Source organism: endosymbiont of Ridgeia piscesae, assembly GCF_001443665.1.
In the GTDB taxonomy this organism is placed as follows: Bacteria; Pseudomonadota; Gammaproteobacteria; order Chromatiales; family Chromatiaceae; genus Endoriftia; species Endoriftia persephonae.
This window is the reverse complement of the sequence record NZ_KQ557135.1, coordinates 43,087-65,704: the sequence shown is the minus strand read 5'-3', so window position 1 is coordinate 65,704 and position 22,618 is coordinate 43,087. Positions and strand designations below refer to the sequence as shown.

Below are 22,618 nucleotides of genomic sequence, written 5' to 3'. Positions count from 1 at the left end.
GCGCACTTCGCTGATTAAGAGTTTCTTCCGCATGTCAGATACAAAGTATATTTTGGCAAGTTCAAAAATAGACTGCCAATACTTTCGGAACGATTAATAAGACTGTGTCATCGCAATCTCGCACGGTCTTGGCGCGGATGCCTCCCATCTTTCCAAGGCCGACAATTCCTATCTTCAGTGGTGCACTCATATGCTTCAAGCTCACAGGTGTTGTAAAAAGATGTCCCTAAGTCCAGTCGATCAACCAGGCGCGTTCAGAAGGATTGGTTAATATACTAAAGTAGCGTGTGAGGAGATGATGTCTTGCCAGGTTTGCAATGTAATGGTAACCGTGCCTTCGGTTGTCGGCTCCACATGATATTTCTTTATATTTGTGGTGGAACTCTATGGGCTGGCTATGCTGTTTGCAAGCCCATTCCGGCAAAGGTGTGAAGCAGATCAATCTGGCCGATAGTTTGACCAAGTCCAATTTTGGCGTGTATGTTGTGACGGCAGTCGTGGTGAGACCATGCCAAAGTCGGTAGTATCGCCGTCGGCAGTCTGTCGGGTGGTAGGAAGCGATCAGACAGATGAGCATCCATAATCCTACCTGACTTCCCAATCCCGTTTTTCAATCCTGATATTCGGCCGTGCGAGGGCCCGAATTGCTACATTGAGGAGTTTCTGGTGAGAAAAAATACAATTAAAGAGATCTGGGCCAATGGTGGAGCGGTCGTCAATGGTTGGTGTTCTATCCCCAGCTCATTTTCTGCCGAAGTGATGGCGCACCAAGGGTTCGACTCCATCACAATCGATATGCAGCACGGTGTTGTCGATTACCAGATGGCAATAACCATGCTGCAGGCCATATCAACTACATCAGTCATCCCGCTCACCCGGGTGCCGTGGAACGATCCCGCCCGATTGATGAAGATATTGGATGCGGGTTCGTATGGTGTAATCTGTCCCATGATCAATAATCCAGACCAAGCGGAGTCACTGGTTGCTGCATGTAAATATCCGCCAATGGGCATGCGCAGTTTCGGACCGATCCGGGCAAAATACTATGCGGGCGGCGCCACACACGGCGGCGGGGATTATCACGTATACGCTAACGATGAAACTCTTATTATACCGCAGATTGAGACTCGGGAAGCAATCGAAAACCTTGACGAGATCCTGGACGTGCCTGGCATCAGTGCCATCTACGTTGGCCCATCGGACCTTGCCATGGCACTGGGCTGCCAACCACGTGGTGGGCAAAATGATCCGAAAGTGATCGAGGCAAGGCAAAAAATCATTGAAACATGCAAGCGTCACGGTATACCCGCTGGCATTCATACCAACTCGCCGGAGGTTGCAGTGCAAATGATCAAGGATGGATTCCAGTTGACATCGCTCGCCAGTGATGACCGATTTCTGATGCAGGCGGCAAAAGATACGGTAAACGCGGTAAGAAGTGGTATTGAACAAGGTTAGATTCACCGTTACTACTTTAACCACAAGTAGTCTCGATGGATTGTAGTTAATAATTAGGAAACCCCGGCATAAGCCGGGGGCGTATGGGTTTGATTGATGCAGTCAGTCTGGCTGACCTTTGAATCTCAACCAATATAATGATTACCCAGTCAGAAAAATCCGCAGGGGAAAGGAATGTGCAAAGGTATTAAGGTCACGGGTTGTAATTTGCTATTTGTATTCCTACACTCGGTCCCACTTTACTCTTTAGTAATGCCATTGCTAAGGGCGCGTATTGCATGTGATGTATCTGAGTGATACGGCTAGTTAATATTTCAGCGTACCATATCTAACACTACGCCTTGTCCGCATTCTGACTACATTTAGGAGGGCTGTAATGACTTTCCCAGATAGAAAATTCACTGATGTCGCTGATTACGCGACAGACTACTTCAGCAACTATTCTGCCGCTGCTGCGACAGTTGATGGCGACAAGCTGCGTCAGGCTGCAGATATTCTGACGAAAGTCTATTCTGCAGGTGGAATGGTCTACTCTTGTGGCAATGGTGGCTCAGCAGCCATTGCCAATCATTTGGTCTGTGACCATTGCAAACTGGTACAGACTGACACTGATCTGAAGCCCAGGATCTACTCCCTCAGCGCCACGGTGGAGATGATTACTGCCATCGGCAATGATATCTCTTACGATGATGTCTTTGTGTACCAACTGAAGAGTCTGGCCAAGGCTGGTGATGCATTGATCACTATAAGCTCATCTGGAGATTCTGAGAACATCGTTCGTGCAGTTCAGTGGGGTAAGGATAACGGTATTCCTGTGATCTCGATGACCGGCTTCTCGGGAGGACGATCCGCCAGCATTGCAGACGTGAATCTGCATGTCGATGCAGAGAACTACGGTGTTATCGAGGATGTTCACCAATCATTGATGCACATCCTAGCGCAGTATGTGCGTCAGGCCCACATGGAGGAGGAAGTAATCCAACAGCGAAAATTCTAGGTTGGATTCCACTCTACAAACGCTTTTCCGATATCGCCTCCTGTAAACATTGCCGCTTTACAGGAGGCCGATTTGATAGAGGCATTCGTACTCCATCGTAATCGTTACGCATCATAATGATCCCCTGCCTCTCCGAAATAGACAGCACTCAAAAGCATTATCTAGACTTTCTCGATGCGCTTGAAGATGCAGGCTTTGCTGGGGACCTCAATCCGGATTACGGCAACCGTGTCGTACTCTCCACTGACAACAGTATCTATCAGGTGTTGCCGCAAGGGGTGATCTATCCCAAAAGCGCCGATGATCTCGTCCTCATTATGCGGCTAGCCGGCAAAGAAAGATTCAATCAGGTCCGGGTCACCGCCCGAGGTGGTGGCACTGGCACCAATGGCCAATCTCTCACCGATGGATTGGTCATTGACATCTCCAAGCACATGAATGGCATATTGGAGATCAATGTCGATGAGCGCTGGGCTCGGGTGCAGGCGGGGGTGGTCAAGGATCAGTTAAACAGTGCCCTCAAACCCTATGGTCTGTTTTTTGCGCCGGAGCTCTCTACCAGCAATCGCGCCACCATAGGTGGAATGATCAGTACAGACGCCAGTGGTCAAGGGTCAATACTCTATGGTAAGACCCGTGATCACGTGCTGGAGTTGAAGAGCATTCTGCTGGGTGGCGGGGTATGGAATTCTGCCCCACTGAGTGATGATCAGTTTACGGAAATATGCTGTCGCGATGACCAGATTGGCACCATTCATCGAATACTGGATCAGATCTACTGCGACAATAGAGAGCAAATTGATAACCGTTTTCCCGTACTGAACCGATGCCTGACAGGCTATGATCTGGCCCACATTCGGGATGAGCAGGGCCGATTCAATCTCAACTCCATACTGTGTGGGGCCGAAGGATCACTTGGGTTTGTTGCGGAGGCAAAACTCAATCTGCTACCAATCCCAAAGTTTTCAGCGCTAATCAATATTAAATACGATAGTTTTGAGTCATCGCTCAGGGATGCTAAGGCGCTGATGGAGTGGGGACCAACGTCGATCGAAACCATTGATTCCAAGGTTCTCAATCTGGCGATGCAAGATATCGTCTGGGAAAGCGTTCGTGACTACTTCCCGCAAAATCAGAAGGAAGCGGCGATTTGCGGCATCAACCTAGTGGAATACACTGGCGATGATGAACAGCAGTTACGCAGGCGAGTTGACAAACTTACCAACTATCTCAAGCAGGTCAGTGGTAAAACTGGAAAGTGCTTTGGGTACAGCACCGTCTACGGTGCCGGAGAGATTGATAAGATTTGGGCGATGCGCAAGAAGGCGGTTGGGTTGCTGGGTAACACACAGGGTGAGAAGCGACCAATTCCATTCGTCGAGGACACCGCCGTACCACCAGAGAGCCTGGCCGACTACATCATGGAGTTTCGACAACTGCTGGATGAGGCCAATCTGCAGTATGGAATGTTCGGCCACGTAGATGTAGGGGTGCTGCATGTTCGCCCCGCGATCGACATGAAGGACGAACAGCAGGCACGACAGATCCGCACCATCACCGATCAGGTAGTCAAACTGATCCAGAAATACCGTGGCCTGCTGTGGGGCGAACACGGCAAAGGGGTGCGTTCTGAATATGCGCCGGAGTTTTTTGGTGAACTCTATCCTGAGTTGCAGAAGATCAAGGCCCTGTTTGATCCCCATAACCAGTTGAATCCTGGCAAGATCGCCACCCCGCTTGGTTGGGAGGAATCTCTGCTCAAGATTGACAAAGTTCCCACCCGTGGTCAGCATGATCGCCAGATCGCTCCGGCCGTTCGGGATGAATTCACAGAAGCGATGTTCTGCAACGGTAACGGCGCTTGCTACAATTACGACCCCAGGGATGTCATGTGTCCCTCCTGGAAGGCGACTCGGCAACGCATCCACTCTCCCAAAGGACGCTCATCTTTGGTTCGTGAGTGGTTAAGGCTGCTTTCTTGCAAAGGTGTGGATCTCGCCGCTGAGAGCCGTTTGGTCAAAAAAAACTCGTTTATCGTGACCCTGCCTGGCCGGATCAGAAACTCCCTCTCCAGACGTAATGGCAGTTACGACTTCTCCCACGAGGTTCACGTAGCGATGATGGGTTGCCTGGCCTGTAAATCCTGCGCCGGTCAGTGCCCAATCAAGGTCAATGTGCCCGATTTTCGTGCCCGTTTTCTTGAGCTGTATTATGGGCGTTATCTGCGCCCGGTGAAGGACTATATTGTCGCTGGTCTGGAGTTCATGATCCCCTGGCTGGCGAGATTCCCAGCGCCCTATAACTGGGCGGTAGGCAACAGAATCATTGCTAAACTCATGCGCCGCTATCTGGGAATGGTCAATAGTCCAGCCATCTCTACCCATACGCTCAAGGGGGGGCTGGAGCAGCGTACTTTACCTCTCGCGTCCATTGAAGCGATCGAATCGCTGACACAGAACGAGCGAGATACCGCAGTCATCATCGTCCAGGATGCCTTCACCAGCTACTTTGAATCCCAGTTGGTCCTGGATCTGGTGGATCTGCTGAGAAAGCTGGATTTTACTGTCTTGGTGGCGCCGTATCGCCCCAACGGTAAACCGCTGCACATCCACGGTTTTCTACAAGCATTCGAAAATACCGCCAGACGGAACGCCCAGATGCTAGCGGAGTTGGCGACCACCGGTGTGCCTCTGGTGGGAATAGACCCCTCTATAACGCTGACGTACCGTGAAGAGTACAGGAAGATCAAGGATGCAGAAGTGGTAAACGTCATGCTCATCCAGGAGTGGCTGGCTCAGCAGTGTGAGATTCTGACGATACATGGAAAAAAACTGCTGCCGCACCACTTCAAACTGCTCGCCCACTGTTCCGAACGGACATCAGCGGTGCAGACGATTCGTGACTGGCAACAGATATTCCAGGCGCTTGGGCAACAGCTCGAAATGCTGACAACTGGGTGTTGTGGTATGGCTGGCACCTTTGGTCACGAAGCAGACAATCTGGAAACCTCAAAGAAAATATATCAGCTGAGCTGGTCGGAGGTGATCAACGACCCCGACAACCGGGGCATATTGGTTGCGACTGGCTATTCCTGCCGCAGTCAGGTCAAACGGTTGGATAATCAGCAGATACCCCATCCGGTTCAAGTGCTCAACAATCTACTGTGAAACGGACTTTTTCCCTGCCAGCAACAGCCAGGTATCGACCACCGTATCGGGGTTGAGCGAGACGCTGCTGATGCCCTGTTGCAGCAGCCACTCAGCCAGGTCCGGGTGGTCCGATGGGCCCTGTCCGCAGATGCCGATATAGCGGCCGCGTTTGTGGCAGGCGTCGATCGCCATGCGGATCAGCGCCTTCACTGCCGGGTTGCGCTCGTCGAAGCTGGCGGCGACCAGCGCCGAGTCCCGGTCGAGGCCGAGGGTCAACTGGGTGAGGTCGTTGGAACCGATGGAGAAGCCGTCGAACAGCTCGAGGAACTGCTCGGCCAGCAGTGCGTTGGAGGGGATCTCGCACATCATGATCAGGCGCAGGCCATTGTCGCCACGGCGCAGGCCGTTGGCCGCCAGCGCATCCACCACCCCTTGGGCTTCTTCGACGGTGCGCACAAACGGGATCATGATCTCCACATTGGTCAGCCCCATCTCGTCGCGCACTCGCCTGAGGGCACGGCACTCTAGCGCAAAGCAGTCACGGAAGGCCTCCGAGGTGTAGCGGGAGGCGCCGCGGAAGCCGATCATTGGATTCTCTTCCCGCGGCTCGTAGCGTTCGCCACCGATCAGGTTGGCATACTCGTTGGATTTGAAGTCCGACATGCGCACGATCACCGGCTCCGGCTGGAACGCCGCCGCCAGGGTGGCGATGCCCTCGCTGAGCCGCGCCACATAGTACTCGACCGGATCACCATAGGCGGCGATGCGTGGTGCGATCTGCGCCTTCAGCTCGTCCGGCAGCTGCTCATACTCCAGTAGCGCTCGGGGGTGGATGCCGATCATGTTGTTGATGATGAATTCCAGTCGCGCCAGCCCCACACCCTGGTTGGGGATCATGGCGAAATCGAAGGCCCGGTCCGGGTTGCCAACGTTCATCATCACCTTCAGCGGTACCTCCGGCATCTGCTCCAGCTCGACCCGCTGACAGTTGAATGGCAGCTCGCCCCTGTAGATGAAGCCGGTGTCGCCCTCGGCGCAGGAGACGGTGATCGGCTCGCCGTCTGGGATCGTCTCGGTGGCATTGCCGCAGCCCACTACCGCCGGCACCCCCAGCTCGCGGGCGATGATCGCCGCATGGCAGGTGCGCCCACCGCGGTTGGTGACGATGGCAGCGGCGCGTTTCATGATTGGTTCCCAGTCTGGATCGGTCATATCGGTGACCAGCACCTCGCCGGGAGTGATGCGCCCCATCTGCTGCAGATCGGTGATCAGACGTGCGGTGCCGCTGCCGATGCGTGCGCCAATGCTGCGCCCCTCGCACAGCAGCTCGCCGCGCTCGGGCAGGCTGTAGCGTTCCACCACCCCGGCGCTGCGGCTCTGCACCGTCTCGGGCCGTGCCTGCACGATATAGAGTTCGCCGTCGTTGCCGTCGAGGGCCCACTCGATATCCATCGGCTGGCCATAGTGGGCCTCGATGGCGACTGCGTGGCGCGCCAGTTGCTCGATCTGCTGGTCGCTGATGGAGAAGCGTTGGCGGCGCGCAGGTTCCACTTCGACGCTTTGCACCAGTGCATCACCGTTGTTGGCGTAGCGCATCTCGATCGCCTTTTCGCCCAAGGTGCGGCGCAGGATCGCGGGGCACCCCGCCGCCAGAGTTGGTTTGTGCACATAGAACTCATCCGGGTTGACCGCCCCCTGCACCACCATCTCGCCGAGACCGTAGCTAGCGGTGATAAAGACCACGTCGCGGAAGCCCGATTCGGTATCCAGGGTGAACATTACGCCGCTGGCGGCCAGATCGCTGCGTACCATGCGCTGGATGGCGGCGGAGAGGGCCACCTGGCGGTGTTCAAAGCCCTGATGCACCCGGTAGGCGATGGCGCGGTCGTTGAACAGTGAGGCGAACACCGCCTTGATCTGCTGTTTGATGTTGTCGCGGCCGCTAACGTTGAGGAAGGTCTCCTGCTGACCGGCGAAGGAGGCGTTGGGCAGGTCCTCGGCGGTGGCCGAGGAGCGCACCGCCCAACTGACCTCGCTGTCATACTCCGCCTCCAGATCGGCCCAGGCGGTATCGATAGCCCGTTCCAGTGCCGGCTGGAAGGGCTGCTGCATCATCCACTGGCGGATCTGTGCGCCGGTCTGGCTGAGCTGGTCGATATCGTCGATGTCGAGCCGCTCCAGTTGTTGCTGGATGCGTCGGTCCAGCCCATCCTGGGCGAGAAAGTCGCGATAGGCCTGGGCGGTGGTGGCGAAGCCGCCGGGAACCTTGACGCCAGCTTTTGAGAGGTGCTGGATCATCTCGCCCAGGGAGGCGTTTTTGCCGCCCACCTCTTCGACCTGGTGGATGCCAAGATCCTTGAGTCTGAGCAGGTAGTCGCTCATCGACCTCTCCTGTGTTGTGGTGGTTTCGAGCAGGTTTGAGCAAGGCCAAGCGCGCACCTTTTGGGGCGTGCTAGTGTGGGGATGTGCGGATCTCCATCCCAAGCTGCAGCCTGAGCTTTACCGGACATCTTGGTCCATGCCTTTTGCTGGCTGCCGCTTTTGGATGAGGGCAGGGGAGTTGGAGATGGATTTGAGGATCACCAGAGCTGCCGGATAATCGAAAGCCGCTATCTGCTGCCCGAGCTGCTCTACTCCCGATCCGAACGTGTTCTTCAATAGTGCTTTGGATTCTGAGAACAATCTGTTGGCAGTCGTATCGTCAATCGACAATAACGAGCTGAGTCGCTCCAGTATTTTCTGTGCCTCCACAGGATTTGCCTCGGCCAATGGCTCTTGAACCATCTGCTCCGCTATGTGGGCCAGTGCATCGTGGAGATTAGTTTGGTCAATAATGACGGCATTCATGAGCCGGGTAGCCTCTTCACCGCCTCCCTTACCTTTAAGGCTGTGCAAATACTCTTCCAGTGCCCTGGCGGTTTCCTGCAGATGTGTCAGGCTCAAGGTGCCTGCTGCACCTTTGAGGGCATGGGCCAGATGCCGTGCTTCGTCGATCTTCCCGTCCGCGAGGTGTCTGCTCAGTTTGCGCATGTCTTCACCATGGGTAGTGTCGAGCTGGCGTAGCAGGCGCAGATAAGCTGCTACGTCGCCACGTAGGTTGCGCAGTCCTGTCTGCGCGTCCAGCCCTTCGATAGCCGCAAGCTGCGCGCGCAGGACAGTATCCTCTGCCGTGACGGGAGTGGATGGGGCTATTTCATAAGGGGTCGGAGTCAAATTATTTAAAGCTTGAATGTTTGAATTCGATTTCTCGGCATAATTTGACTCCGACCCCGTCATTACACGCTTCGGCAGCCATTTGGCGATGGTCGAGAAGAGACTTTCCGGATCGACCGGTTTGGCGATGAAATCGTTCATGCCGGCCTTCAGGCAGGCCTGGCGATCTTCTTCGAAGACATTGGCGGTCATCGCCAGGATAGGGAGCGCCTCTTTACTGGCCATGGAGCGGATCAGGCGTGTCGCCTCTCGGCCATCCATCTCCGGCATCTGGATGTCCATCAGAACCAGGTCATAAGCGGTGGCGCGAACCATTGTCACTGCTTCCCGGCCATTTTTCGCCGTATCCACGGCCAACCCCGCGCCACTCAGCAACTCCATCGCCACTTCGCGGTTAATGGCATTGTCCTCGACCAGCAAGATGCGCGAACCAGCATGATAGGTGCGTAGCGCCGTCTCGGCGTCCGCCACCACCTCGGTGAAAGGTGCAGCCGGCTGGATGCCGTGGCCACGGCCAAGCCTGGCGGTGAACCAGAAGGTACTGCCCCGGCCCGGCTCACTCTGTGCCCCTACCTCGCCGCCCATCAGCCGCGCCAGGTGCCGGGTGATGGCCAAACCCAGGCCGGTGCCGCCGTATCTCCGCGTGGTGGAGGCATCGACCTGTTCAAAGGCCTCGAACAGGCCGGACAGCTTGTCGGGCTCGATACCGATGCCCGTATCCTGCACCTCGAACCGCACCAGGATCTCATCACCTCGTTCTTCCAGCTTCTTTGCACGTATAAAGATCGTTCCCCGCTCGGTGAATTTGACAGCGTTGCCGGCGTAATTGAGCAAGGCCTGGCGAAGGCGGGTCGGGTCGCCCCGGAGCCAGTGCGGCACTGTGTTTCGATCCACTTCGATGGTCAATCCCTTCTCTATGGCCTGCTCTCTCAACAGCGACTGGATATGATCGAAGATCGCATCCAGGTGGAAATCTGACTGATCCAGGGTCAGCTTTCCGGCCTCGATCTTGGAGATGTCCAGGATGTCATTGATGATGGAGAGCAGATGCCGGGCAGCGGCATCGATCTTGTCGAGCCGTTCCGATTGCTCTGGCGTCGGAACAGCGCGCTGCAGCAGATGGGTGAGCCCAAGGATGGCATTCATCGGGGTGCGGATCTCATGGCTCATGTTGGCAATGAAGGCGCTTTTGGCCTGGTTAGCGGCTTCCGCCCGTTGCCGTGCCTCGGCTAGCTGCGTGGTGCGTTCCACTACCAGTTCCTCGAGGTGATGGCGGTGCTTGTCCAGTTCTTGGCCCAGACGTTTCTTCTCGGTGATGTCTTCCTTGACCGCGACGTAGTGGGTGATCGTGCCGTCGGGCTGGCGCAGCGGTGCGATGTGGGCGAATTCGATGTATTCGCCGCCGCCCTTGCGTCTGTTGTGTAACACGCCCTTCCAGGGTCGGCCGTTGTGCAACGCATCCCACAAGGCTGCGTAGGTCTCGGGCGGGGTCTTGCCCGATTGCAGAATGCGCGGATTTTTGCCCATTACCTCCTCCCGGCTGTAACCGGTCACACGCAAAAAGGCCTCGTTGACGTATTCGATCTCGGCATCAAGATTGGTGATGACGATGTTCTCCGGGCTCTGCTCCACCGCCAGGGCCAGCTTGCACAGCCGTTCCTCTATCTGCTTGCGCTCGGTGATGTCCAACAAGGTGGCGATGACGAACTTCACTTCGCCGTGGTCGCGGTAGCAGGCCATCGTGAGATGTGTGTAAACGCTGTTGCCGGCCTTGTTATAGAGGCGCTTGTCCAACTCGTAGTCGTCGATCTCGCCAGCCAGCATGCGATTGAACTGGGCCTCGTCGGCAGCCAGGTCGTCCGGGTGTGTCATCTCAGCCCATGTCATCCCCTTCAGTTCGTCCTCGCTGTAGCCCAGCAGATCGTACAGGTAGGGGTTGACCCGCAGCCATCCCTTCTCGGGCGAAGTGATGGCAATACCTAAGTTACCCAGGTCGAACTGGGAGCGGAACAGAAACTCACTCTCGCGTAGGGCAGCTTGAGCCTCCCGCTCGTCCTCGAGCACGCTCAGCAAGGTGCGCCGCGCCTGGTCGGCCTTGATCAGCAGGCGCTCGGTTTCCGCCTGGGCGGCCCGGCTGGTCTCCTCAGCGCGTTTTCGCGCGTCGGTGTCGATGACCAGGCCCTCCAGGGCCAGCAGTTCTCCTTCCTTCCCGTAGATCCCCGTCCCACTCTCCCAGGCCCATTTTTCCTTCCCCTCCGCGGTAAGTAGGCGGTATTCAAGTTCGAAGCGGCCGTCTGCCGCCAACCCGGCCTGTACCTCATCCCAGACCCGCTGCCGGTCGTCCGGGTGGATCAGTCGGGCGTAGCTGACCCGCTTGTTCCCGAGCAGATCGGCCGCCGGGTGGCCGGTCAGGGCCAGGCAGCCCTCACTGACGAAATCCATGTTCCACTCCAGGTCGTTGTGGCAGCGATAGACCATGCCCGGCAGGTTGGCCATCAGCGTTTCCAGGCGGCGATGGGTCTCGTATAACGCTGCCTCGGCTCGCTTGCGCTCGCTGGTATCCAGCATGGCGCCGATTACCCGGTACGCCTGGCCATTGGCGCCGCGTAGTATCTCCCCCCAATCGATGGTATGGGCCCAGCGACCATCCTTTGTTTGAAAACGGTACTCGGCGTGGAAACCGCTGTTTCCCCGCTCGATGGCATTGCGGATCGTGGCAAGCACCTGCTCACAGTCGTCCGGGTGGATGCGGTTGGTCCACCACTGTTCAGAGTTTTCATCGATCCGCCCGCTGGGCCAGCCAAACATCTGGGTGAAGGCGCCACTCCACTCGGTGACATCGTCAGCGATATCCCAATCCCAGACCGCCGCCGGTGCCTTATTGACCACCAGGCGGAGGCGTTCCTCGTTGGTCGCCAGTTCCTGGGTACGTGCCTGTACCTGCCGCTCCAAGTCTCCGGCCTGATCGCTCAGTCGCCGCGCCAGGCGCCTGTTGGCGTAGGTGGAGCCGGCCAAAACCAGCAGCAACAGGGCAATAGTCAGGCTGACCCACCGGTGCTGGCGTACGGCCTCCAGCAGTCTCACTTCTCCGTAATGTTCGTAGGGCACTGCCTTGAGGTCTCGCAGCACGCGGTGGATGGGCTGGTAGTCCAGCGGAGTGGTCCAGCCGGTGACGCGGGCGGTTTGCGCGGCCGGGCTGTTGGCTGGCATGAGCAAAAGTTGCGCCGTAACCTGGCGCGCCACCTCGTTGTCCACGTGGGGCAGGCGGGCGAAGCTGTGCTCGGGATAGAGCGGTGTGCTGAGCAGATAGGGAAAATCTGGCTCCTGGCGCGGGTTGAGTACGCGCACATCGGCAAGACGCAGCCGGCCTTCGGCGGCCAAGACCTCCAGTGTGTCGGTACGCACCGCACCGGCGTCTACCTCGCCGCTCAGCACCGACTGCACCAGGCGGTCGAAGGGGTAGCCGCTGTAGCGCAGCGCCTCGAAGTCCTCAGGCCGCACACCCTGGCGTTCAAGTTCATGCCGGGGCATCAACCAGCCACCCCAGGCCTGGGGGCTGACGGCCATGAAAGTCTTGCCCTTGAGATCGGCCAGACGGGTGATGTCGGATCGGTCGGCGCGGGTGAAGATCACCGCGCCGAAGTGGGCGCCAGCATCGCCGCCGGCGGAGTTGACCAGGGTGGCGGTGCGGATCGCGCCGTGGCGCGCTTCCAGCTCTACATAGTTGGCGCCGTTGGTGACCACGAAGTCCAGTCGTTGGTCCATCACCGCTTGGCGCATCTCCTCCAGGCTCAGGGGCAGGATGACGAAACGGTGCTGGGGCAGGCGTTCGGCCAGGTAGTCGGCGGTGGGCTGCCACTCGGCTAGGGCCTTCTCCGGGCCGCGATGGGCCAGTATGCCGATGTGGAACTCGGCCGCCCAGGCGGGCGCTGTTTGCTGCACCAGCACTAGTACCAGCACGGCGGGCAGGAACAGCGTGCGCATCAGCCAAGGCGCGGGCCGGCGCAAACAATGCGGAGGAGGTGCGGACGCGTGCTCAGTCACGGCTCTTCCCTTCTTCCTCCACGCTGGAATAGCGTGGCGGCAGACCCAGTTCGGTAAGCAGGGCGTTGACCTCGTGCTTCAGCTCCAGCGAACGCCCCTCGCGTCCCAGAGTGGCGTCGTGCCAGCGGCGCAACTCGTCGAGCTGGGCGGCGAGTTCGGCCTCGGTCAGTTTGCGCTCGGTGATGTCGATGACAATGCCCTGATAGTGTGTGATGTTTCCATCGGCGTCCTGCTCGGCCGTGGTGCGGTCGTCGATCCAGTGAACATCTCCATCTGGTGTGACGATCCGATATTCCTGTTGAAAGTGGGTCATACCGCTGGCAGGAATAGTCCTGCATCTTGTGCGTGACCCGCTCCCGGTCGTCGGGATGCACAATCGAGGCGAAGGGCGTCTCGCCAGAGCGCAATTCCTCAGGCGTGTAGCCAAACTGGGTTACATTATCGGAGACCAGTTCCACCGGCCAGCCGTCGGCTGCCTTCCATCGAAAGAGCACTACCGGACTGTTCTCGATAATCAGACCGGCTTGCCGCAATGCCTCCATCGCCTGCCTACGATTTGTCTCTTCCTCAAATTTATCCAGCGCGAAGGAGATATCCCGGGCTGTCTCTTCGAGCAGATTTATCTCCTCTGCATCAAAGAAATGGGGTTCAACGGCATAAACATTTAAAGCGCCAATAACGGTGTTATCTAATCGTATGGGAAAAGCACCTGATGAGCGGTAGCCTTTTTCAAGGGCTCGCTCGCGCCAGGGTGCAAATTCGGGGTTGGTTTCCAGGTCATTGAAGACAACACTCTTTCCCTCATGGATTGACCTGCCGGTAGGTCCTTTTCCGGTTAAATCGTCGGTGAGAGAAATTTTAATATTTTGCAGATAATCAGAGCCTTCACCACTAAAGGCAACCGGGTCGACCAATTGGTTTTCTTCATCAAGCAATCCTATCCATACCAATCTGAACTTGCCGAATTTGATGGCGATATTACAGATGGTCTGAAATAATTTTTGCTTATCCCGCTCCTTTACAATGGCCTGGTTGACCTGACTCAACGTGGCGTATAGTCGGTTGGCTTTATGTAGTTTTTCTTCCGCTCGTTTACGCTCGGTGATCTCTTTTTCCAATGCCAGCGTCTTCTCCTCAAGCTTATTGATCAGACGCTCGTCATAGAGCCTTAGCACCTCCTCGCCAGTTCTAAGTGTCGGCGTTCTGGGCTCTATCTTGCCTGCATCCAGATCCCTGACTACGCCCTGAATGATCTTCATGAACTCATCCGGCTCGGTAGGCTTGATGATGAAGCGGGCCGCACCAAGGCTCAACGCGAATTCCTCATCTTTGGTTTCCGTATAGGTGGCGGAATAGAAGACGAAGGGAATGTTCTGCAGGCGCTCGTCTGCCATCCACTCACAACAAAGGCGGAAGCCATCCATAACCGGCATCATGATGTCGGAGATTATGATGTCCGGCGGGCTCTTACGGGCGGCCTTCAGGGCATCTTCTCCGTTGGACGCCGAGACCACGGCGTGGCCATGACCTTCCAGCAGCACCCGCAGCATGTAGAGGTCATCCTCGCGGTCATCAACAATAAGCACGCTTTTCATGGTTCATGTCCATTCGGTGCTGCTGATGCTGGCAGATACCGCTCCAATTCTGATGCGAATGAAGCTGGGTTGATGGGTTTTTCTATATAGCCCTCACAGCCGCTGGCGAGAATTTGCTCCCGGTCTTTGTTCATGGCATAGGAGGTCACAGCCACGATGGGGATATCGTGGGTTTCGGGCTGCTGTTTGAGCCGCCGGGCGACCTCATGGCCATCCATGGCCGGCAACTGGATATCCAGGACAATCAGCGCCGGCTCAATCCGGCTCGCCAACTCGAGTCCCTCACGCCCATCCCGTGCCCCAACAACCTCGTATCCATGCTTTTCCAGAAGGAAAGTTTCCATGTAGAGGTTTTGCTCATTGTCTTCAATAACAAGTATCCTGGCTTCCATCCGATCATTCCCCTGTTTTCATTGGCAGTGTGAATGTGAACACACTCCCCTCGTCGGGCTTGCTCTCGACTCGAATGTCGCCGCCCAGAAGAGCAGTCAGTTTCTTGCAGATAGACAGGCCGAGACCGGTACCTTCCTGCTTGCGGTTCAGCCCGGTATCGAGTTGGCGGAACTCTTTGAACACTTTGCTCACGTCCTCGGCATTGATGCCGATACCCGTGTCCTTCACACTGATCACTAGCCGATCATCGCTGAGGCAACATTTGATGCCCACTTCCCCGTGCTCGGTGAATTTCACCGCGTTGTTTAACAGATTGATCAGAATCTGCTCGACTCGCCGCCGGTCACTGGTAATACAACCCGCTTCAGGCGCCACCTCAACGGTCAGAGACAGTCCCTTCTTCTCGGCCAACAAGCTCACCTTTTGTGCCGCTTTCTCAATCGTTTCGCGTATATTAAAAGCCTCCGGCACGATCTCTACCTCGCCCACCTCGATCTTGGAGATATCCAGCACATCATTGATAAGTTCAAGCAGATGACGGGCGCTGCCCTGCACCATGCCGAGTTGCTTGGTCTGTTCTTCGGACAGGGGGCCGGCCAGGCCTTGCAGGATGATACCCGTGAAGCCGATGATCGAGTTAAGCGGCGTACGCAGTTCATGGGACATGGAGGCGATGAACATAGACTTTAGTTGATCTAACTCCATTAATGTTTCGTTGGCCTCTGCCAACTCGCGGGTACGCGTCGCTACGCGCTGCTCCAGCGAAAGTCTCAGGCGAAGATTAATCAGCGCGGTCGAGACCTGCTGGGAAAAAAGATTAAGGTTCTGTTTGTCCACTTCATCAAAGGGCTCACCGTTACGGAAAGCAGACAAGCCACCAATGACCTTGTCCTCGTGTCGGAGTGGCGCGAGCACACCCGTGTTGACGTTCAGTGTCCGGCCGAATTCCGGGATGACGCGGGAATCGTCCGCCAGATTAGGTACGTGGACCGGCTCACCGTGCTCAGTGACCCAGCCGCAAAGCCCACCACCCTGTAACGGCATTGTCTTGCCCTTTAATAGCTCCGCTTTGGCCCCCGCCGCAGCCACGTAGGTGAAAGATTCTCCGGATTCATCGAGCAGCGGCAAGGTGGCAAGGTCCGCATTCACGAGTGCCAGGATGCCCTGGTTGACCAGGTCATAAAATTCTTCGACCGGGCCTTCCTGCTGGATCAACTTACTTACCCACTCGTCGAGCATGATTAGGGCTTCATTTTGACGGCGACGTGTTTCTTCGACCTCTACACGCTCAGTGATATCGCGAAGGGCGACGGTAAAAAATATTTCACCGCCTAGGTCCAACTTGGATATGGAAGCCTCAATTGGAAATTCCTCGCCGTTTTTTCTGCATCCGAGCAATGGCAGGGAACGCTCGTTCATCTGGCGAGCCGGTGCCTCTTCATCCTCAAAGTGCTTGATGTTTTCTTGATGCTTGTGACGAAATCTTTCCGGCAGCAACACATCCAGGGGATGACCCAGCACCTCGTCTGGAGAATAACCGAAAACCCGCTCGGCAGCGGGATTAAACAGAATAATCTTCTGCGAGTGGTCCACCGTAATGATAGCGTCATTGGCTACCTGAATAATTCCTGACAACCGCGCCTCGCTCTGTCGCAACTTCTCATCAGCTTGTAGGCGCTCGGTGATGTCGGTTGAGATGCCGCAAACCCCATAGAGCACCTGATCAGCATCATATAAGGGAAACTTCTGTGAGATGTAGGTATGCAGTCCATCTTCATGAGGCGCGATCTCCTGAGTTTCCAAATGCTTTTCATCTCGAATTACTTTAAGGTCATTCTTATAAAATATATCGGCGTACTCCTTTGGAAAGATGTCATGGTCAGTCTTGCCGACCGCGTCATCATTCGAGATACCGAACAACTGCTCAAAATGGCGATTGATCATCAAAAAGCGACCGGCTTTGTCCTTGATATAAATGACCGCATCCGTGTTATCGATGAGATACCGGACTTGTTTATCACGCTCTCTGACGGTTCGCTCCGCGTGATCGCGGGATTTCAATAGATCTGACCAACCACGGGCCAGCAGCCCGAATTCGTCTAAGGAACTGGGTACCGGGTAGGTAGGGATACCCTCTTCGAGAACGTCGCCTAAGGGTTGCTTTAGTGCACGCATCCCCTGATGAAAACTACGCAGAGCGACCCATGTGCCTGCCCCAGCGATCAGTATGAGCACAAACCAAAGCACAATGGTTTCGATCGCGAGGAATCCGGTCCGATTGAAGTAGTACGTTAACAATATGGTATCGATCATGACCGGAGTGAACAGCCCGAGCACCATCACTTTCAACCACAAGGGCGCGACCATCACCATGATCCCGCGTGGTGCCAGAAAGCGCCCCAGCAGATCGGTAAGGTAGAAAAACAGCGGGAAGGCGGCGATTAGAAGGAACGGGATGACACCGAATGCTGAAAATGCGTACTGTCCTAAGGTGTACTCCGTGCCTTGAAAGACGGCATTGGATAACAAAACAGTCGCTGGCCCAAAACCGCTGTACAGGCCCAACAAGCCCCAGAATATCCAGGGAAACATCTTCAGTCTCCTGGTATGTTCTGGAACGAGTGTAGGCTGACGATCACCGAGCGCCACGACCGGTTCGATGACCAGGTACTTGAACACGAAAAATGCGATGAGCGTGAAAACGGCGATATAAACCCCGGTAAACCGGATCAGACTCAAGCCCGCTTCCTCTAACTTCCAGAAACCCAAAAAGGTCATGCCAAGTTCACCCGTCGCTGGCGGGATCAACCAGGCCGCAATGAGACCGGCGCGAAAGCGGCGCCGGAATTCATCCTTGGCAAGTTCGGTGGAAACTATCGAATTTTCAACCATAGCTTTGCCCGTTAGCCTCCGGATGCTTGTCTTGATGACCCCCGCTTATCTGATAGCGAAATGGTCTATTAGTGCATCGACCTCCCAGGCGAGCAAGCCAATACCCTGGGACAGTGCCATGATGCTCCACGTATTGCCGAAGACACCCCCCGAAAATCGTTCAGAGGTCGGCATGGTCGGAGAGGGCCTGTTGCTCTCGCCATGTGTTTTATCGTTCATGCTCTCCTCTTGCTTCCGCTCATGAACCACGTGTTCACCTTGTTTGTTCCTCAGATAGCGGGAGCCCTGCCTCAGTCCCCAGCCCGGTACTTGTGGGCGATATGCACAAACTCGTCGAAGCTGGTCAGGAAGGCATCGGTGACGTCCGGATCGAACTGGCGACCGCGATCCGCGGCGATGACCTCTCGGGCTTTTTCGAATGGCATGGGCGGCTTGTATACCCGTTTCGAGATAAGGGCGTCGAAGACGTCGGCCAGGGCCATGAGCCGGGCCGAGACGGGAATGGTCTCCCCGGCCAGGCCGTCCGGGTAACCGTTCCCGTCCCAGCGTTCGTGGTGCCAATGGGCGATCTGCTTGGCCAGGGTGAAAAAATCCACCGGCTGATCGACATCCCTCTCGGCTTGCTCGATGGCCCGCGCGCCAAGCTCCGCGTGCGTCTTCATGACTACCCATTCATCGTCTGTGAGCTTACCTGGTTTGAGCAGGATGCTATCTGGAATACCCACCTTGCCGATGTCGTGCAAAGGCGCTGATCGGCTCAGCAGCGGGATGTAGTGATCCGTGATGGTGTCGCTGAAGCGGGGGTGATCCTGGAGCTGTGTCGCCAGGACCTGGACATAGGATTGGGTGCGGAGGATATGGTCGCCGGTCTCCGAGTCACGGGTTTCCGCCAGATGCGCCAGGGCGCGTATGCTCACATTCTGGATGGCCTGGTTTTCTTCCATACGCCGGGCGACCTCGGCTTCGAGATAGGCGTTCTTATCGTGGAGAAAATCACGGGCCTGCTTCAGTGTCAGATGGGCTTTGACTCGGGCCAGCAGGATCGCTGGTCTGATGGGCTTGGTGATGTAATCCACCGCGCCCAGTCTCAGCCCCTTCTCTTCGTCTGCCGCCGTTTCCATGGCAGTGACAAAAATCACCGGTATATCGTGGGTGGCCTGATTTTCTTTTAGTCGTGACAATACAGAGTAGCCATCCATTCCGGACATCAGTACGTCGAGTAGTATCAGGTCGGGGCGTGGGTCCGTAGTGGCTACCTGCAACGCCCGCAACCCGGAGTTGGCGGCTCGCACCCTGTAAGTGGATTCAAGTACCTTGCTCATTGCCGACAGAATTGTTGGATCATCGTCAACAATGAGTAGTGTTGCTTCGCTCATGGGCTTCCCATTTCTTAAAACGGCTGCAAGGGAATTCTAGAGCAACTCTGCTGCACTCACCTTGTTTGCGGTGGTAGTCAGAGCCGTCACCGTGAATAGGGTTGGATTAATCCAGCGGTTCCCCGGCTTGGATGTAGGGTGGCGCCAGGCCGGGTTGTTCCCCCCGCTCCGGGGTGATTGCATCCAGAGCGGCAATCAACGCCTGCTGCTCCTCATCCAGCTCCCCATAGAGTGTAGTGAAGCGTGCCTGAATTGCGACAATGCCTTGCCGCAGTGTCTGTCCAATTGCTCGGCGCAGGCTGGCGGCGGCGGAGGGCTTTGTGCGTTGCTGTAGCAGCTGTGGGATCAGCCAGGCAAGCAGCACCAGCAGTGTGGTATGAATGGCGAAATCGAGACCGAGGAAGGCCTGTTCTCCCCGCGTGCCGGCATAGAAATCGGCCACTACATGATAGCCGGCCCAGGCCGCTGCCGCCAGCGGCAGCAGCCCGCTGAGCAGGCGGAAACCACGGTAGAGTAGCCGTTGCCCGGCGCGGCCGGGGCGGGCCAGCGCCTCAGTTGCGGCTCGCTCGATCGGCCCCAGCAGCAGTGGTTGATGCTCCGCATGCAGCCGTTTGAGGTGACGTTTGAGCGGTCTGACAGGCAGCTGATGGAGGACAGCATGGTTCTCCAGTTCCAACAGCAGATCGGCGAAGCGCTGCTCATTGTGTTGCGACCAGATTACCGACTGCCAGGCGGCAGGGTCTGGGGGGATGGGGGCTGGCGCGCTGTCGGGCCGCCAGAAGCGCTCTTGCTGTTCGGCGCTCTGCAACGGGCGGATCAGCGCCTCGGCACTCAACGCCATCTCCTGGGTAAGTTGTTCAAGGCGCTGCTGGCTGATGGCGAGGAAGCCGGCCTGGATCTGCGCCAGGTCGTGGCGACTGAGCTGTTGGCGCATCTGCCCGGCGAAGGCCTGCAATTCCGCCTCCCGCGCCCGCAGGCCCAGGCGTTTGAACAGCTCTAGACCGTAGGTTTCGATGGCACGGTTGATGGTTGCTTCCAGTTGCGGGAAGTCATCCTCCCCTGCCGTGACAGTGCAGCTGGTGCGCAGGATGGCCGGATCGCTGAAGCCTTCGCGCTGCAGCCGCCGGCGGAAGTCATCGAGCTGCTGTGGTGCGCCCTGATCCCAATGGTTGATCACAAACAGCCAGGCGTGGTGTTGGCCGCGTTGCTGCAGGAAACGCCAGCCCAGGTCGTCGTGGTAGCGATCCGGGCTGACCACATAGACCATCCAATCGACGTAGGGAAGCCAGGCCTCCACCAGCGCCCGGTGACGCTGCTCGATGCTGTCGATATCGGGCAGGTCGAGCCAGGCTACCAACCTGCGCAGGTTGTCCTGATGATAGGCGGTGACAGTCTCTTCGAGAGGCAGCTCGGCGGGCAGCTGCGCCAGCGGGAAGTCTTGATGCAGATAGAGGGTGACCTCCTGGGAGGTGGGGCGCTGCACCCCGACCCGGGCGATCTGCTGCTGCGCCAGCCGGTTTAGCAGACTGCTCTTGCCGACCCCGGTGCCGCCGAAGAAAGCGACGATCAGCGGCCGTTCGCGGCTATTGGTGAACAGATCATCTGCCTGCTGCTGTTCGATCTGCGCTAGCTGTTGCTGCGCCTGGGCTGGGATCCAGCCGCTCTGCCTGGCGCTGTCTGTCCATTCACTGAGGGCCTGAAACTGTTGTTGAAATGTGTCGCTCATGAGGTGAGTTTTTCGAGTGCGTCGGTTGCCTGGGCGAGCTCCCCGGCATTGATCTGAAACAAGCCCTCACAGGGCATCTGCTGGGCCAGTTGCCGTAGCTGCTTGCCCAGCGCCTGATCAAAAATCCGGCTCTCCACTGCCAGCCGCTGGCGGGCCTTGAGCTGCTCACGGATAGTGTGCATGTAGTGGCCGCCGGCGCTCTCCGCCAGGCTGGAGGTGAAGGCGAGCATCGCCGGGGCGAATAGCAGGTCACTGATGCCGATACCGCCGGTCTTTAGCGCGAAGGCGATGCCCGCTGCATCCAGGGTGGCGCGGGTGGCGCGCAGGCTGTGCAGCTTGCCGGGGTGGTGTTGCAGATGCTGATAGAGCTGCTCACCGGCCTGGCGGATCTCCGGTTCGAAGGCGTGCTGGTGGGCCTGGATGGCGTCGGCGGCCTGTTGGCTGAGGGCTGTCTGTTGTTGTAGCAGTGCGACGCCGAGCTGGCTCCACCAGAGATTGCTGGGAGTGCCGGACTGGCTGGCCTGTTCGCCCAGCTGTTGCTGCAGCGAGAGCAGCAGGTGGCGGACTGCGTCGTTCAGCACCTGGGCCTCATGCCCAGTTTCGTTGCCGTCGCCCTTGTCTGTCTGGATCAGCTTCCCCAACTGGCGTGCTGGCCAGCTCAGGTAGTGGCGGGCGCGGCTTAAAACCGGGGCCAGGCCGGGGATTTCCAGCAGCTGCAGCAGCTCGGCGATGGCGCGCTGGAAGGTCTCTTCGTAGTTGGAGTGCTCCAGGTAGTCGCGCTGGTAGATCGCCAACGCCTCGGCGATGCCGTTGTCGATGGCCGTTGCCCATTGTTGAGCGGCGCTATGCTCTTCCTGCAGCGGTTTGCTCCAGGCCGGCCAGTAGTGCTGCAGCAGCTCGGCGAGCCGCGCCTGAGGGATGGTGCCAGTGCGCTGTTCGATGGCCGCTGTCACCGTGCGGCGCAGCGCCCCCGCCTCGGGAGTGTCGGCGAGGGTGGCCTCGCCCTCAGGGAGGTAGGGGAGGGCGACTATACCGAGATAGGTGATCGACTCCTGCTGCAGCCGCTCTGCCAGGGTCTGGGTGAGGATCCTGGCCTCCTCGTGGCTGGTCTTGTTGAGGCAGATCACCAGCGGCAGGCCCACCGGGGCGATCAGCCGCAGCAGCCGCCATACTGACTGATCAGCATACTTCTCGCGGCTCACCACCAGCAGGATCGCATCCGCCATCGCGCAGAGGGTGGGGATGCGGTGGCGGTAGTGGCGTGCGCTGACCGAGTCGAAGTCGGGGCTGTCCCAGATCAGCAGCGGGGCGGCTTGTTGCCTGGAGCCGAAATCGAGCCGGCACAGGGAGTAGTCGTCCGCTTCGCCGGGGGGGTGGTTGTCGGCCAGCCGCCAGTCGGGGAACTGGACGGTGATGGCGGTGCGCTGCTCGCTGCTCAGCGTGGTAGTGCTGAAGCCCTGCGGATGCTGGGTGAAGCCCGCCAGCGGGCTCGCCTCAGCGGCGCTCTGATCGAGCAGCAGATTCACCAGACTGCTCTTGCCCGACTGGGTGGGCCCGATCACCGCCAGCTGGGGCGGCAGGCCGGTGAGTGTGGGGCGGTTGCCGCTGCGCCGCAGCAGGCTGATGGCGAAGTTGAGCGGATCGGCGAAGGGGCTCTCTGGATCGCTGTCGGCCACCCCCTCCGCACGGCGCTGCAGCCGTTCTAAAAAGTGCAGCAGGGTGTCCGTTTCGTCGCTCATCAATCGGCTCTGTCTAGATCTCGGCGTAGGAGCGCC

11 protein-coding genes and 1 pseudogene are annotated in these 22,618 nt (G+C 57.5%); 3 read left to right on the top strand and 9 right to left on the bottom strand.

From position 1 onward, the window contains the following. Nucleotides 1–666: 666 nt before the first annotated feature. The 3 genes from Ga0074115_RS10970 (at nucleotide 667) to ydiJ (ending at nucleotide 5,622) form a co-directional block, all read left to right on the top strand. Entirely contained in the window at nucleotides 667–1,458 is a 792-nt protein-coding gene (locus tag Ga0074115_RS10970; RefSeq protein WP_057955850.1) for an HpcH/HpaI aldolase family protein, read from the top strand. 376 nt (nucleotides 1,459–1,834) lie between these two features. Further along, nucleotides 1,835–2,455: an SIS domain-containing protein gene (locus Ga0074115_RS10965; RefSeq protein WP_057955849.1), complete on the top strand. Its 621-nt coding sequence runs from the start codon at nucleotides 1,835–1,837 to the stop codon at nucleotides 2,453–2,455. 116 nt (nucleotides 2,456–2,571) lie between these two features. Next, complete coding sequence (gene ydiJ, locus Ga0074115_RS10960) at nucleotides 2,572–5,622, top strand: D-2-hydroxyglutarate dehydrogenase YdiJ (protein ID WP_060528512.1); 3,051 nt, start codon at nucleotides 2,572–2,574, stop codon at nucleotides 5,620–5,622. Here ydiJ and ppsA read toward each other — a convergent pair. From ppsA to Ga0074115_RS10915, 9 genes and pseudogenes are all read right to left on the bottom strand, one after another. Beyond that, the gene (gene ppsA, locus Ga0074115_RS10955) at nucleotides 5,614–7,986 is read right to left on the bottom strand and encodes a phosphoenolpyruvate synthase (RefSeq protein ID WP_057955848.1); all 2,373 of its coding nucleotides are present in this window, start codon (nucleotides 7,984–7,986) and stop codon (nucleotides 5,614–5,616) included. The two genes, ydiJ and ppsA, sit on opposite strands and share 9 nt — an antisense overlap. 117 nt (nucleotides 7,987–8,103) lie before the next feature. Next, nucleotides 8,104–12,801 carry a PAS domain S-box protein gene (locus tag Ga0074115_RS10950; RefSeq protein ID WP_087959766.1) on the bottom strand — a complete coding sequence of 1,566 codons (4,698 nt, stop codon included), beginning with the start codon at nucleotides 12,799–12,801 and terminating at the stop codon, nucleotides 8,104–8,106. 52 nt (nucleotides 12,802–12,853) lie between these two features. Continuing rightward, nucleotides 12,854–13,174 (bottom strand): PAS domain-containing protein, encoded by a 321-nt coding sequence (locus tag Ga0074115_RS16835; protein ID WP_267887555.1) that lies wholly within the window; start codon nucleotides 13,172–13,174, stop codon nucleotides 12,854–12,856. Nucleotides 13,175–13,244: 70 nt separating this feature from the next. Continuing rightward, nucleotides 13,245–14,411, bottom strand: a pseudogene (locus Ga0074115_RS10945) (GAF domain-containing protein); the annotation flags it as partial. Nucleotides 14,412–14,452: 41 nt separating this feature from the next. Beyond that, nucleotides 14,453–14,848 carry a response regulator gene (locus tag Ga0074115_RS10940; protein ID WP_057955847.1) on the bottom strand — a complete coding sequence of 132 codons (396 nt, stop codon included), beginning with the start codon at nucleotides 14,846–14,848 and terminating at the stop codon, nucleotides 14,453–14,455. Nucleotides 14,849–14,852: 4 nt separating this feature from the next. Next, nucleotides 14,853–17,741 (bottom strand): PAS domain S-box protein, encoded by a 2,889-nt coding sequence (locus Ga0074115_RS10935; protein WP_057955846.1) that lies wholly within the window; start codon nucleotides 17,739–17,741, stop codon nucleotides 14,853–14,855. 290 nt (nucleotides 17,742–18,031) lie between these two features. After that, the gene (locus tag Ga0074115_RS10925) at nucleotides 18,032–19,117 is read right to left on the bottom strand and encodes an HD-GYP domain-containing protein (protein WP_057955844.1); all 1,086 of its coding nucleotides are present in this window, start codon (nucleotides 19,115–19,117) and stop codon (nucleotides 18,032–18,034) included. Between the two features lie 106 nt (nucleotides 19,118–19,223). Further along, entirely contained in the window at nucleotides 19,224–20,843 is a 1,620-nt protein-coding gene (locus Ga0074115_RS10920) for a GTPase (RefSeq protein ID WP_057955843.1), read from the bottom strand. After that, nucleotides 20,840–22,582: a GTPase domain-containing protein gene (locus tag Ga0074115_RS10915; protein ID WP_057955842.1), complete on the bottom strand. Its 1,743-nt coding sequence runs from the start codon at nucleotides 22,580–22,582 to the stop codon at nucleotides 20,840–20,842. The genes Ga0074115_RS10920 and Ga0074115_RS10915 overlap by 4 nt, the downstream gene beginning before the upstream one ends. Nucleotides 22,583–22,618: the final 36 nt, after the last annotated feature.